Origin of the sequence: Escherichia sp. B1147 (assembly GCF_001660175.1) — a bacterium.
Lineage (GTDB): Bacteria > Pseudomonadota > Gammaproteobacteria > Enterobacterales > Enterobacteriaceae > Escherichia > Escherichia whittamii.
The window spans coordinates 1-13,835 of record NZ_LFHY01000014.1; the positions used below are offsets into that span (position 1 = coordinate 1).

9 protein-coding genes and 1 pseudogene are annotated in these 13,835 nt (G+C 46.3%); 6 read left to right on the forward strand and 4 right to left on the reverse strand.

Annotation, left to right across the window (positions count from 1 at the left end; translation table 11 throughout):
- Positions 1-57: 57 nt before the first annotated feature.
- The 4 genes from A9180_RS14370 to A9180_RS14385 form a co-directional block, all read right to left on the reverse strand.
- The gene (locus A9180_RS14370) at positions 58-1,035 is read right to left on the reverse strand and encodes a UvrD-helicase domain-containing protein (protein ID WP_262364618.1); all 978 of its coding nucleotides are present in this window, start codon (positions 1,033-1,035) and stop codon (positions 58-60) included.
- On the reverse strand, positions 1,028-3,100 hold the full coding sequence (locus A9180_RS14375) for an ATP-dependent nuclease (protein ID WP_064529372.1): 2,073 nt from the start codon (positions 3,098-3,100) through the stop codon (positions 1,028-1,030). Before A9180_RS14375 ends, A9180_RS14370 begins: the two co-directional genes overlap by 8 nt.
- A gap of 137 nt (positions 3,101-3,237) precedes the next feature.
- Positions 3,238-5,694 carry a hypothetical protein gene (locus A9180_RS14380; RefSeq protein ID WP_064529373.1) on the reverse strand — a complete coding sequence of 819 codons (2,457 nt, stop codon included), beginning with the start codon at positions 5,692-5,694 and terminating at the stop codon, positions 3,238-3,240.
- 3 nt (positions 5,695-5,697) lie between these two features.
- A complete protein-coding gene (locus A9180_RS14385; protein WP_064529374.1) occupies positions 5,698-9,600 on the reverse strand; it encodes a hypothetical protein in 3,903 nt (1,300 codons plus the stop codon).
- A gap of 480 nt (positions 9,601-10,080) precedes the next feature.
- Here A9180_RS14385 and A9180_RS14390 point away from each other — a divergent pair.
- The 6 genes and pseudogenes from A9180_RS14390 (at position 10,081) to A9180_RS14410 (ending at position 13,512) form a co-directional block, all read left to right on the forward strand.
- Positions 10,081-10,551, forward strand: a pseudogene (locus tag A9180_RS14390) (hypothetical protein).
- Positions 10,548-10,799, forward strand: coding sequence for a helix-turn-helix domain-containing protein (locus A9180_RS14395; protein WP_064529375.1), 252 nt, complete (start codon positions 10,548-10,550; stop codon positions 10,797-10,799). Before A9180_RS14390 ends, A9180_RS14395 begins: the two are co-directional and overlap by 4 nt.
- A gap of 422 nt (positions 10,800-11,221) precedes the next feature.
- Positions 11,222-11,479, forward strand: coding sequence for a hypothetical protein (locus A9180_RS14400; protein WP_064529376.1), 258 nt, complete (start codon positions 11,222-11,224; stop codon positions 11,477-11,479).
- Complete coding sequence (locus A9180_RS14405; RefSeq protein WP_064529377.1) at positions 11,480-11,812, forward strand: type II toxin-antitoxin system PemK/MazF family toxin; 333 nt, start codon at positions 11,480-11,482, stop codon at positions 11,810-11,812.
- 435 nt (positions 11,813-12,247) lie between these two features.
- A complete protein-coding gene (locus A9180_RS24550; RefSeq protein WP_157945697.1) occupies positions 12,248-12,400 on the forward strand; it encodes a hypothetical protein in 153 nt (50 codons plus the stop codon).
- A 227-nt stretch (positions 12,401-12,627) separates the two neighbouring features.
- On the forward strand, positions 12,628-13,512 hold the full coding sequence (locus tag A9180_RS14410) for an integrase domain-containing protein (protein WP_064529378.1): 885 nt from the start codon (positions 12,628-12,630) through the stop codon (positions 13,510-13,512).
- Positions 13,513-13,835 lie beyond the last annotated feature (323 nt).

Below are 13,835 nucleotides of genomic sequence, written 5' to 3' on the forward strand. Positions count from 1 at the left end.
TTTTGACTATGAGGTGATGATATCACCTCTATTCAGGTGGCCAAATTCACTATGCCACTACAACATGAGAATTTTGGTGTGATTGGGAGAAAAGTCCCAACCATCCTGCTGCAACGTTGTTTTAACTCGTTCCAGAGTAGCTTGGCCTTCACTTAATGGTAAATCACCACTCCAGTGCACGCCTTTCTGACGTACTCCTTGCCAATTGTTTGTATGGAAAACGCGTACCAGACCTACAGCCTCAGGATCTTTAACACACTGCGATAGCTCAGGTCTCATTCGATTAAGGGCATCAACAATTATCTTGTCCGAACGAAAATTGGCTTCTTTACCTATTTCAACTACATCCTGATGTTCCAACTTTCCACATCCACCACCATAGATTTTTTGCCAATGGTCGCCGAAAAAACCAAATAAAGGTGCTCTGGTTTGTCCAAGAAAATGCCGTTTAATTGCCTCAACCCAGTTTTTATCAGTGTCCTGGTACTCATCGACCAGAATGATTGGAAAGCGTTCTGCAATCACTCTACGGAATTTTTCGTGCTCCATGAGTGAGATAGTTAAAGAAAGAACATCGTCATGATGAAGAGTTATACGATGGTCGCGAATAGAGCGATGTCCAAGATTATACTCAACACTACGATTACCAAGGCTTCCATCAACTTCTTCGAGCTTTTCTATCCATGCTGGCATTGTTTCAATCAGTTCTCTCAACGGTTTTTGAAAGCTACTGATTAGCGACCAACAGAACGCATGATTGGTATCACAAAAAACGATGGGGCTTCGATCTGTCCGCGCGACAATTTCATCCTTCGCCACGTTAGTAAAAGTGATACAGGCGATTTGCTGGCTACGTTTTTCAAATAAATCCTTGTTTCGCTCAATCAAGAATCTAAGTGCCTTAATGAGAGAATACGTTTTACCCGCACCAGCGCCAGCTTCCAGTCGGAAGCTTTGTCCTTCACTGAGACAGGTATACATAGATTCCAAAGCACGCTGGCTAGCAGCTTCAGCGGGCGAATTGATCTCAGGCATCAGCGCGGGCTCCTTCTTCAATGCTAGCGGTGGCCTCGATAACCTGTGCCAATACTGGGTCTTGCGTCATAGACTCATTGCTGTCAGCTAACCAGCGAATTCCATCGGCTATGTATTTTGGTGCGTTCCATTCTGTCTCTGTAATTGCGTATTTCAATGCAAATTCTGATTTTTTCCATTCTGCCGCCTTATCACGGGCTTCTATTTCCAGTGCCTGAATATTTCCCCCAACCAGCCCGAATAGAGCAGAATTTGCAAGGATGAATGCATCTTCGAATGTGCGTGCGCAGGGACCACCTGTTACCTCTGCACATTGATAGGCAATACGATTTCCATTACGAGCTTTATCATCGTCACTCTTGGCAATCAAACCAGCTAATGTGAAAGGGGTATCTTCAGAGAACCATGCTTTCAAACAAGCATTACTGGAATATGTACCTTGATGAACAACACATGCCTGACCTCCTGCTCTTAGGACTGCGTCCAGATCTGTTATGATTAGACTCTGAAGCTCAAGAAACTCTAATAACTCGAAGAACAAATGAGCGTAAGCACCGCCAACTTCCATCACCGTGGCGTACTGGCTCGACAGCTTCGGTCTTTCTGGTTCAGCTGATTCTAGTTTTTTGATGATGACGGGAAGCAATAATCGCTCGCTTAACCCCTCGACAAGAATCGCTTTATCTGCGAAAAACAGATCGCAACGTGTCAACGTCATATATTGATGAAGAAATTTTTTATCATCAATTGGAATATGTTTTAGACCTTTACGGAGATCTTTAATTTTGGTTGTTCGGACACCTTCCTGAGTCCCCTGTGTTGGAGCCCCCAGAAAATAGCGAATACTCTCGAAACCAGCCGCATTGGCAATGTGAGACGAGTGTGTAGACACAACAAACTGTGCAGGCCAGGGTCTCCTGTCCTCAGTACCATCCACCAGTTGCTGTGCAATTTTGGCAAGTTGACGAATAAAAACCTCCTGCATTTGCGGATGCAGATGGGCTTCAGGTTCTTCAATGAATATCAGGTGTACACCCGGCCCAGTAACTTCGGCGCAAAATGCTTTATAGAAACCAGCTAATTGCAAGAGAATAAATATCAAATTACGTGTACCAAGACCGTTATATGACTCCGGTAATGCGATGCCGCTATAACCTGAATAGCGAACTTTAGTGAAGTTTGATAGCAACTTGCTAACATCGAGCAATGTTTCAGTATGTAACGACTGGCCTCCCAATCCGGGGTATCCAAAAGTTTCTAGCGCCGGAATCAGATTGTTGAGCTGGTTTCCGAAGTTTGTGTCAATTTGAGTCTGAATGCCCTGAACCGCACCTTTCAATGCATCAGCAATTTGTTTATCAGCCGCTCCCGCAGATGCCGAAGAGGCCGTTGCGAAAAGATTTTCAACCGTTTTAGCCAGTACATCGGATTCTCGGGATGTCACATCATCAAGTCCTCGCTGAGCGTTGATAAAGCCCGATTTGACCAGACTGCGCAATGTACCTGGTGGTAACTCGCGACGATTATCAGGATCGTTGGGATCTTCAGCCCATATTTTCACACAGAAATTATTAGGGATACGTTCTCGCAATATACGGAGGAAAGCGAGACGGTCCTCTCCGGAAAGTGGCATTTCAGTCTGACTTTCAAGAAATTGTGTCAGTTGACCACCTTTCAATTCATATCGGACTACTGCCTGCGCTTCAGAACACGCGGGATCCAAATCAATAACAAAAGGACTCAATGGACCTAATTGAGGCTGTGCAGGGTCGTACTGGAATTTCAGTCGAAGTTCAATGGCGGGAATAAGTTCTCGAACGAGATGATCTTCTATGCCTTCGTTAAGTGCTTCCAGAGCATCACAAAAACGGTCATAGCAGGAACTGGAAAAATCTTCAAGTTGGAAAGTAGCGCTACCGTCTGCTAAGAATCTGCGTATTATTTCTGAGAGTGATGTTTTTCCGCTGTTGTTTCTTCCAACAATGACGGTCGTCTGTTCCTCCAATACAAGCTCTGCATCAGCTAAAAGACGGAAGTTTTTTATTTCAACCTGATGAATGCGCATATGTCCCTCATGATCTATTTATAGTCTATCGATAAATCTGATGTTATTGCTCTGCCTGTAATTTTCATTCTTGCGATTACTCTGCTATGCAAAATGTACCTCAGGCTATATTTATTCCTGAGGTATGTTTTGGTATCTCACTCGGTCAAAGAGGCCTCACGAACATCATTCGGTTGAGGTTGGCATTCTTTCCATCGTCGAATAAGCGTTGCTACACAGGGGTTACCCGCCAGTTGATTCATTCTGACCCAGTCAACATCAACTAATCCAGCCAGAAGTTCAGGATTCAGTTCCCCTTGTAATGGGTGCCACTGGCGAATACTGGGCTGGCGCTGAATTTGAGGTTGAAGCGGGGCCAAACTCCCGACGATAACGTAATTTTGTTCTGGATCATGCCAGAGTCGTGTAATGCCTGGTATGTTTTTCAACCAGTTTCGCGGATCACCTAAAGGCAAATCAAAAATTCGAGAGAGTAATTTATTCCATGATGCTATTAATGATGAGCTGGCTTTTTTCACCAGCTTTTGATCACCCACCTGGAGTGAATTTTTTCTTTCAGGCCATTTAGAGAATGTATACTTTTTTAAAACATCATAGGTTACATTAATTTTATTATTGCAGTAATACTCACGCAGAGCACAATTCCATATATCACACAGTAAGTCTAATTCACTCAATAGTGCGTTTTTATTGGCGTTAGATAATTCATCTTCCTCATTAAGTTTCTCTATATAATATGACAGTACCTCAGCATCTGGTAATAGCCAGTGATTAAGTGGGAGTTGCTGACTTTGAGTATCAATAACCGTCATTAAGGCATCTAAATTTTCAGGGATCATATTAGGAGTATCATATTTCGGGTCCTGGAGAAGAATGGATACTTCCTCCATTCGATGTATGATTATTGTCAATCTCTGAGCAAATCTGGCTAGTTTTTCTTCACTGCTGCCAAAACCTTGTGCTACTGATTCAGGGCGATATGCATAAGGCCATTTTTTATTTAAGAGAGTAAGAAGAGCCTCGACAGAGGTATCAAATAGTTTTAGCCTTTCATCGCAGGCTTTAACTAAATCCGGGCAAGAAGGATTAAAAGGTAAAATTACTGGGCGGTCTTGTTCAGCGGTGAATAAATATCCTTCGGTGATAACCAATAGGTCATGAGTCAGTAAGTCTTTTTGCTCTGTCAGGCTAGTACTGATTCTTGTTTCTTTGCAAAGTAAAAGATATTTCAACGCAAGTTCTTTGTACGCAACTTCGGCATTACGCGCCAATGCATCAAGACAGGTCTTTTTCTCAAAATCTTGAATAGTATAGTCGTAATAGCAAGAATCTACCGTAGGGATGAGTCGGGTAGTCCCATCGGGAGTATCCTGTTCAATTAATAAATTATCAACAACAGAATCACCGCCAAGATCAAACGGATTAACGTTGATATGCTGGCACGCAATTTTAGTTCTTAGATTCTGAGTTAACAGATAGCGGTCATCAATTATGCCGCGGATCTGATCTAACAAAACAAGGATGCATATAGAATTATCTTTTTCCAACCGTTCAAATGATGAGGGTTCTGAATCCGGTAATAACTCCAGCTGTACATTAGGATATTTTTTGTTCAACACCTTTTGTATCTGAGTCACTATCTGTTGTGGGGGAATATTTCGCGAAAAACGTAAATCAAGTACTTTGATCTCGGCATTAAGCTGTACGCCAGGAAATTTTGCCCTCTCAGTCGTTTTGAATTTAGTCTTTAGCGGCAGTGGACGCAACTGGAGAACTACGGGGGTTAATGTAAAACCAAAAATTTTGGCTTGTTCAATAAATTCATTTTGTACAGGTTTGAGGATCCATGGCCAACTATTTCTTAACGCATCAGGCGAAGAGAGATCAATAAAGGGACGAAGCTTACGCTTATTCTTTTTTTTAGGTATTTCTTGATAAGCCTGAAATTTTTGCCTTGTTGATTTTTCAGGCATCCTGCGGACCAGCACTTTATTTTTGTCATACACCCACAGTGCCTGAGAGGCGGTTGAAAATTCGCTTTTCATATCCACAGGTCGTAGTGGTACATTTTCATAAAATAAAACGACTTCTGTTGTATCTTTATCACTTCTTTGCTGAGTTCGGCAGTCCAGGCTAATGGTATTGATACCGCAACTGGTTTTACTTTTCCAGGCATCTGTCTGTAGTAGTGGTCGGCCTAATGAGTGGCTACCCTTGCAATGAGAACCAAATGCAGAGATTTTACGCATGATAAGACGAATCCATATGGGATTAAGCGAGGTCTCGTACTTTATCCTTTCTGGTGAGATGATTATGCCATCGGCATTTTTAATAACGGGAGGAGTATCCTGTTCTGAATCAACCGCAACGAACAATCCAAATTGCTCTTTATAGAAGCGCATCAGATAAGGATGATATCGGTCACCTAATTCACGATCAAGATGATTTTCCCACTGCTTCCAGCGATAATTTTTGCTTAATGGATAATGGTAAACAATCAGCTTTTCAGCTTTCTCCTGGTCGATCTCACTGTCCCGATAAATCATATGAGAAAGGGGAAGTGAACGGATTACTTCGGCATCATGGTTCATCATAAATTATGCCCTTTCCTTAATATTCTGTTCGATTATTTTAATAAGACTTCCAAATCCTGGCGTAACTGATGAAACCGTGTTGGGAGTAACACACCCGCCGAGAATGAGAATATCTGCATGATAAAGATCCTGAACCGGAATTAACTGACTTGAAAATCCCAGCAACTGACAATCAGAATGGGGAGCCACGAAATTAGCGATAACAAGTTTGACGTTGTCTCCCTCAACCGCACGTATTTTTTCTAATTTGCTACTTAATCCCAGAGGAGTTTGAGTCGGGTCAGCACCAGACGCCAGCCATTGCTGATATTCTTCATCCGCTTTGTCGAGAGTATCCTGTCCCCAAAATTTCGCATCTATGCGGTAATCCGAGTTTTTTACACTAAAATCATACAGTTCGAAAACTCGATGGTCGCTTACCTGAGTCGTAGTAATAATTTTATAACGCTCATGAAGTAGTGCCCGAATAGCCTCTTCACCCAAGCGCCCCATAAGTAGACGTTGCGCGATCAGCGGGTGGAAGGCGTAATGTTCTTCCAGATCGTTAGCGTAAGGCATTAAAGATGTTCTGTACCCTTTACGGTTAAACCAGTCAGTAATGTCCGAATGACGCTGTATATGTTGATACAACACCTGAGGATTGTACTTACGCCGTCCTTCTGCTGCTTCCTCAAAAAACTGCCAGGTCTGAGGGGAATACCAGATTTCTCCACTATTCAATGCAGATTCTGGTTTTTTAAAACAAGCCCACTTGTACAGTTCAAGATCAATACCAAAGTCATTATGTCTTGGTTTCCAAGCAAGGTCGTGTTGAAGTATCGCTTTACCTAATTGTCTCCAGAGTTGCGTAACATCATTTCTGGGTGTTGATTGCTCTCGCAACAATCGTATGGCCGGAACCAGGCGTTTATCGATATAATCCAGAGCCAATTTACCCGGTTGTGTCGGTGTCATAATCAGGTTAAGGAAATTGTCCTGCATCTTTTCATCACGTTCCCGTAAAATATCCAGTAACTGGCGATTGAGAGCAGAAAGCTGACGACGGTTTGATGTATAAACAGGCAATGAAGCAAAGCGCGAGAGGTCTTTTGCCAGTTCAGAATCAAGATGGATTTCAGCATTGGGGACTTCACACCAGGCTCGTTCAATACGACCGACTTGTTGTTGCACATTGGCTGCCGTATTTTTTACGTAATCACTGGTTCTCTTATATTCGCCGTTTAATCGGGAAATCTCATATTTTCGGTTCATCATTAATGGCAGAATGAAGCGTTGATGCTGCTGACGAGAAATTTCACCAGCACGGAGCAGTTTTTCCAGATTGCGCAACTGGAAACCTGCATGCGCCATATCATCATTGCTTTCTGTATTGGCCTGAAAAGCGGAAAAATAATAATGTCGTGATTCCAGTAAATATAAACAGGTCAGATCCATACTTTTGCCAGATTCAGGCAGACTGAAATCCAGATTCACACCATTCGTCGCAGAGGCGGTCTGCGTCAGCACTATGACAATACGCCGGGAGGTAAATGCGGCCTGATAAGCATCACTAAAGCCCTTTTTCTTCTGGCATTCTGCGGTTAACAGACAAATCAGTGCAGGCTCATTATGTATGGTCACCGGGATAAACACATCAGCAAAACTTTTTAGCAGAGGATCATCAGATAAGGGTTGTTCCATTTTTAACCATGCGAGGCATTCTCTACTTTGCGTTGCTATTGCAGTGGTAAGCCATTTTCTTAAATAGGCGATGGAATTCACGAAAGCAAGATGCCCCCGGTGTTGAGGCCTTTTTCCCGCAAGATCCAACACATTAAGCAATTTTAGCAGTATATTTTTTCGATATTCTGATTCGAAATCCGATGAGGGGTCATCGCCATTCTGGAAAAAATCGGGGGCTAGCGAAGCGAGCAGATCAACAGAATACGGGCTATTCTTTATGCTATTGAAATCATGAATCTCAGCATTCAGTTGCGTGTTTCTAATATTTTCTTTGCTGTTATTGATCTCTTCAATAGCTAAATACTGTAACTGGAAATCATCAACCGTCTGGACATAAGGTATCGGTTCTTTAAACCAGTCGGCAGGTCGTTTTTCAAAAGTTGTTCCCAGAAAACTTTGTGTAACAGCAGGGTTGCGCGCTTCTGCAATATAACGAAGCGCTGAATTAATCCACCTGACATCGAAGTGATTACAGGCTCTTTCAATATATGACGTAGCCGACAGTGCAAAGACAAGATTACGACTGGCGAGAGAAAGCAGCAGACCTTCTGCCGTCGTGGGCAGAAAGGCACGTTTGATCTGTATCCGTAACGGATCGATATCCGTATCTGAGACATTCTGTTTCAGCAACCAGTTGGTCAAGCCAAAAATACCGGCATGAGTATTGGGTAAAATATTACTTTTCCTTAATTCCCGTAGTTCCGGCAGGTCAGTACGCGGTAACAGAAATCGGGACATATTGGGCAGGGTTGAGCCGTAGTATGATGGCTTGTAATCATTAACGGGGTCGAACAGAAGTCGGGTTAACTTTTTAATGTATTCATACGCTTCATCTTCACTGGCAGTCAGGTCGGTCAACATCAGGCTAAACTGCCGAATGAATTTCTCCATCAAGCGTAAAAAATCACTGATGTCGATAGTCTGATCGCTATCCTGAAGCGGAGAGTCTGGCCTGATAATTTCGTAGCCATGTTCTGCTTTTCGCATAATAAGTCGTTCACTGGTCACCAGTTGATCGGAACGGAATAAATAATGCTCACCAAAAGGTTTATTATCCAGATATTGCTGAAGAGGAATAACCAGTGATCTGGCATGTGTTAAATCAACATGTTTTTCTGTTAATGCGCTATCCAGATCATTAATAAATTTTTCTAGACGTTCACGGATCATTGGCGCAGGTTCCGTTTCAACATACTGCATACGTTGTAGTAATCTGCGTCCCCCATCGAGCAACTGACCCAGACATTCAGGTGGCTCCTGAACCCATTGCGCCTGTGCCAGATACTCTTGTAATACCTCAGCCTGGTAATCAAATTCATCGATGAAAATGATGTAATTACGCAGCTCTTTGCTGGACATTTTTACTTTGCGACGCCCATCGTAAAACGATGAAGCCATCTTTTGAGTCGTCATGATCAGCAGGTGTTGCTTTTCGTCACGCCAGGCAATGGCGGGCAGAATTCGCCTGACCCAGGCGTGGCGACGGAAATCAGCAACTCGTTGCCTGGCTGCCTGCGTGAGTTCATGCTCTTCGCCATATTTTTCTTTTTGTTTCTTAGCTTCTTTTTCCAGCGATTTGATATTCTGAATCAGAGTTATTTCCACCGCCGCACACGATTTGATTAATGATTCTTTTTCACTGGCGATAGCCGTCTGAAAACGTGTCGGATATCCTTTCAGCGATTTGTTAATATGCAGTATATTTTTGCAATTTCTACGCAATTTGTCGGCGATATCCTGACTGGCAAACAAATTCCTGTTTTCAAGGTTACTGATGGAGTCAAATGGATCGGGAAGTGAGTCTGAGGAAATATTTTCCTCATGAGGTAAAGGGGTGACCTCAATGGCAGAAACAATCTGCTCATCTTGTGCGTAGAGCACACTGACGGTGAATGGTTTTCCGTTACTGTCTTTATGCTCTGCCGTTTTCTCATAAATGTCGTGCAAAATATTCCAGCGATGGGTAATCAAAATGGCTTGAGAGCCTGATTTTTTTATCGTCTCCAGCGCCGGGAGAGCGTTATCGGCATAGCCAGAGCGGTAGAGTGAGCTGGTTTTTCCGCTACCCGTAGGTCCCTGAAGCTGACAAAACCCGGCAATACGTTTCACTGCCTTAGATTTTTTCGCCTGGGATAACGTATATTCGATAACGGCATTATAAGAACGCAATAACGGGGTATTCACATGTCACCTCATCCATATCGACTTTTCAACGACTACTATTTCAACAACTTATGTTACGCCGTTCGAATAGCATTACAATGCTTATGGTAACTTTTTCGTTATAAAACAATGCGCATTACGCATTCTGTAACATAATGATGAGTCAGGATGTTATACTGTTGTTGTATGCCAGATATCTGGCATAAGCAGTGCTCCTTCTTCACTCTTGCCGCTCATCGCCAATCGCAGTATCCTTACCCCACGTCTGCAAAATCAGGCGTCGGGATTAGCCTCCTGAATCCTTCATCGACGACACAAAGGCGCGTCAGCGCTTTTTTTGTGTCGTGCGCACGGCTACACCTCAATGGCGGGCCGGGCGGGGGCGTCGCAAGACGCGCCGGTGTCGATGAGGCCGGTAAGGCTAACCCTGTCCGGTTCCGCCACCCGTGAGATTAGCCTCTCCGGTGGCGGTAATAAACATTACTCATCGGAGGTTGCCTTATGGCTACAATCCTCACCCCTGACTGCGATTTACTCGATTTATTATCCGTTCCCTTTAACGCTGCCACGGACTTCACCGTCCTTGCCGACTACTGCGCACACTTCGCCGAAACCCTGATAGAAACCGACGATCCCGCGCTGCGGCTGGCGCTTTGCGGACGGCTTCACGCCTGCCTTGCGCTGCTGCAACCCACACTGCACGACCCCATCCCGCCGCATCTTACCGAAAGCCTGACCGTTGATACCCCTCCCGCTACACCACAACACTTCGACCCCGAACCTGATTCGTTGTGCGAATACTGCCTGGCGCTGCTCCAGCTTCTGCTGGAACACCCGACGGAGCCAAAAACAGAGCAAACCCTGACCGGGCTGCTCTGTTAACTGGTCTGGTACTTTACCGAGGGGCTGAAAGCGCCGCGCTGGCTGCGTACCGCCGATGGTGTGAAATTTATCAGAGAGGTGACTGCATGATGCAACAGGACTGGCATCCTGCCGATATTATTGCAGGACTAAGAAAAAAGGGGATGTCACTGGCGGCGCTTTCACGTCAGGCGGGGCTGGCGTCCGCAACACTCGCCAATGCGCTGTCCCGCTCGTGGCCGCGTGGGGAAAAAATCATCGCTGATGCGCTGGAAATATCACCAGAAATTATCTGGCCCTCCAGATACTTCGATGGCAAGGGAAATCGAACAGGAAGGATAATGCGAAAGCGCGCCTGATTACAGGTATCAATGACTGAACTATCAGGAACATTGATACGTGGTATCTCCCGGTGTGTGATCAGTCTCTGGCTGATTGCGCACAGGGAGATGATTACAGCACAGATTCTGCGCTGTATTTTTATTCCCCGCCCAACAAATAATCCTTCGCAACGAAAAAACAGTTTTCCCTTATCGCCATCACCGCCGTGCTGTAGGTTTCCTCCTGCTCAAAATGCTTCATGGCCTGAAAGAAGCGCCTGATGTATCAGGATGGTCGCCCTTGTACGACAGGACCTTTGAAAACTGTCCGATCTGTCAACAGACAGATTAAGGCTTTCATCACACTTCGTTACACTAAGGAAATCACAATGGATCTGACTGATAATTGTACATTGCAGAGTATGAATGTTATATTTAAATATAACTTCTGGAGGTGCCCTATGTATACCACACGTCTGAAAAAAGTTGGCGGCTCGGTCATGCTGGCCGTCCCGCCTGCGGTGCTGAAAACGCTGGCCCTGATGCCGGACAGCGAAGTCGGCGTGACCGTTGACAACGGCTGCCTGATTATCGAACCTCAAAAACGCCCCCGCTATTCACTGGCTGAACTGCTGGCGCAGTACGATCCACATGCCGAAATGAGCGATGAAGAGCGGGAATGGATTGACGCGCCTGCCGCAGGGAAGGAGATCCTGTAAATGGACAGAGGGGAAATCTGGCTTGTTTCACTTGATCCTACCACCGGACACGAGCAAAGCGGAAAACGCCCGGTGCTTGTTGTTTCTCCGGCCTCGTTTAATGAGGTAACACGTTTACCTGTCGTTGTTCCGGTAACCAGTGGCGGACAATTTGCCCGTAACGCGGGTTTTGCAGTTTCGCTGGAGGGAGCCGGCACGAAAACGACGGGGATCATACGTTGCGATCAGCCCAGAACTATTGATATGGGAGCCAGGAACGGCAAAAGGCTGGAGCGCATCCCTGACAGTATCATTAATGAGGTACTGGCAAGACTGGAAACCATCCTGACCTGATAGATTTTTATGCTGACTGATTGAGGGCGCTGCTACAGCGCCCTCGTTTATTGGGTCTCTCTGTAGAACAAACTTTCAAACCCAAAAACAGTTTTTCCTTCCTGCACCAGAAATAATGGCGCAGTCTCCCGCCTGCAATAAACTGCCTCCGGGCAGTCCCTTTGACGCTTCACGCCTGAAAGAAGCGCCTGGCATCGCCAGCATGGCACCCTTTACCGGCGTTGATCTCTGCAAACGCCGGAGACGCAAGACATCCGCGTCTGAGACTGAAGGACATACACACCGGACGGCTTCACCGTCACCACATTGTTCAACGCCTTCACGGGCTGGCCCTCTGACTTTGCCGGAAGCCTCCGGCTGCTTCATATCCTGCTGACGACCAGCGCCCTCACATGACGGGCTGCGGCCTGCATTGCCGTCAGGCTTTGCAGTCGCGTGACCGTCACCCTGCACCAGAACGCAACGTTTACGCCCTGCACCAGACGAGGCGTCACTTTGGCAGCGTCAGCGAAAAAGCAAAGTGACGCCGCACAACATACCGCCGCAAGCCGCGCCAGTTCTGGCCTGCGCCATATTTCCGCCGCCTGACATGCCCTTTCGGACCGCTGTCAGTTCAGAGTAAGAGGAGAAATAGATCGATACCGAGGGGGGCAAGACGCCCTGGAGAATTTCCTGCTTCGGCAGGCAGTCTGTACTGCGTACAGCCTGAAACTCCCTAAACCTCAACAAACTGCCACTCCGGCGTGAAGGTATCGTTCTGGCGCAGCCAAAAAGCACACGCCGGAGACTGTTTGTTTTTGTTGCAGGGGGTCATTATGAGTAAATTAAGCAGTGAAATGAAGGCGCTGGCGAAGAAAGCGGGCGGCAGCTTCAGAACGGTGGATTACCGTATCCATGCCACGAAGCGGTTCAGCCAGCATTTGCGCGAACTGAATATCCAGATCCAGCGGGTGGAGCAGATCAAAGTGCGTCATATCGAATGCTACATTGAGGAGCGGCTGGAGCAGGATATTGGTCTGCGCACGCTGCAAAACGAAATGGCGGCGCTACGATCTGTGCTGAGACAGGCGGGACGCCGCCAGGTGGTGGAACATCCGCGCCTGACCAATAAGGCGCTGGGGCTGTCGGGCGCGTCACGCAACGGCACGCGCCGTGCCATTACGCCGGAGTATTATCAACAGGTGATGGAGAACGCCCGTGCGCAGGATGCGGGGCTGGCAGCAGCGGTGGAGATTGCACGGCTGATGGGATTACGCTCGCAGGAAGCGGTACAGAGTTCACAGTCGCTGAAAACATGGCTGAAAACCATTGAACGCGGAGAAACCCGGCTGAAAGTGGTGTTCGGCACCAAGGGCGGGCGTCCCCGCTATACAACGATCCTGGACGCTGGCGCAGTCAGAAAGGCGGTGGAAAACGCATTACCGATCGCCAGACAGCGCAATGGCAGGCTGATCGACAAACCTGACCTCAAAACGGCGCTGGATCACTGGCACAAACAGGCCATTAAGGTGGGGCTGAAGGGGGAATTTTCCCCGCACTCGCTGCGCTATGCGTGGGCGCAGGACGCGATCCGCCATTATCTGGCGCAGGGATTCAGCGAGAAGGAATCGCTGGCGCTGACGGCAACGGATCTGGGCCACGGTGACGGGCGCGGACGCTGGGTGAAACAGGTGTACGGCTATCGCTGGAAGGAGGAATGACGGATTTCATGAATGTCGCAAAATAATGCCGTTACTGCGTAACGACAGCGATCAGTCTGGCGCAGGGACCGGATGAAATAAAATAACCGGATACCTGTCGTTACCGTGTAACAATATGATGAGAATATTGTTACTGTATGGCGAGAAAATAACAACAGTTCAGATTTTCCTGCTGAACCAATGTAGCTCGCCGGAATATTATAGTGATTACCCTGTAATCACTCGAAACGATCCCGATTAATAACAGGTGGTTCAATCGTTTTTACCGATACCACAGGACTGGAAAAATTTGAAAATGTAAATTCACCGGGGAATCACATTAA